This is a genomic window from Wolbachia endosymbiont of Drosophila seguyi, assembly GCF_028981765.1.
Taxonomy (GTDB): Bacteria; Pseudomonadota; Alphaproteobacteria; order Rickettsiales; family Anaplasmataceae; genus Wolbachia; species Wolbachia pipientis.
Genome location: NZ_JAPQLM010000035.1, coordinates 1 through 894, shown reverse-complemented (window position 1 = coordinate 894; position 894 = coordinate 1). Strand labels below are relative to the sequence as shown.

The following is an 894-nucleotide window of genomic DNA, read 5'->3' as shown; positions in this document are numbered from 1 at the left end:
ATTAGTGCTATAGTTGATATAAAGCTAACGCTAGCATACAACAATGCTATATCAATTAAAAAAAAATTATTCAGAATGATTGATATTGCTGTTATAAGTACAACTACTTGCGTTGAGAAATTATTGAACGCTAAAACCTTATTGTACACATCATTTGACTTAGACACTATGCAACACAACATTACACTCATACAGAACAACAGTGTATAGATAGCAATGCAAATCATTTAAAGACTATGTGACTTCAGTAGATTTCTAAACGGATACTTCTTCATCGCCATCTTGATCATTTATTTCATCATCTATTTCACCATCCACTTCATAATCTTGGCTTTCTTGACTTGCATCAAGATCTGTGTTATCAGAAAAATTTAATAAATTCGCTAGCTTACTTGTATTACTGCTGTAAACATTATTCATATTTCCTTTCATGTATTCCTTGCATCTACCTACCAAAAGGCTAAACAGCTCATGAGTATCCACCTGTTTTCCTGCTATTTCATGTAAGGAAACTATGGTATTTTTATGACCTTTAAACTTAGCTGCTTGAATTGGATTACTTGCCCCTGTATTTAAATCATGTGTTCCTTGACTTGCCAACAGAACCAATTTGAAACGGTTACTTACCCGTTCTATACACTTTTCTACAATAGACTCAGCCATAAGATACTACCTTAATAAGTTTTATACTATATCACAAAAAACAAGTTGTCAACTTTGTATCTATTGCGATTCAACTTCATGTTTTACTTTTTCTGCCTCAGATTTTATTTCTTGGCTTTCTGTCATCGTGATTGTTATCTCATGATCAAGTTTTTTTAGAAATCCTAACAATCGCTCTAAAGAAAAACCATCTATTTTACCATTTTTAATTTGCGATACCTTTGGCTGATC

General features: G+C 32.2%; 3 protein-coding genes. All 3 read right to left on the bottom strand.

Annotation, left to right across the window (positions count from 1 at the left end):
* The coding region (locus OZD62_RS00700) for a monovalent cation/H+ antiporter complex subunit F (protein ID WP_316657610.1) at positions 1-227 on the bottom strand (227 nt) is incomplete at its 3' end.
* Positions 228-255: 28 nt separating this feature from the next.
* The gene (gene rpoZ / locus OZD62_RS00695; RefSeq protein WP_275019220.1) at positions 256-663 is read right to left on the bottom strand and encodes a DNA-directed RNA polymerase subunit omega; all 408 of its coding nucleotides are present in this window, start codon (positions 661-663) and stop codon (positions 256-258) included.
* 60 nt (positions 664-723) lie between these two features.
* Positions 724-894 (bottom strand): XRE family transcriptional regulator (locus OZD62_RS00690; protein ID WP_275019221.1); only part of this gene is annotated, 171 nt, incomplete at its 5' end.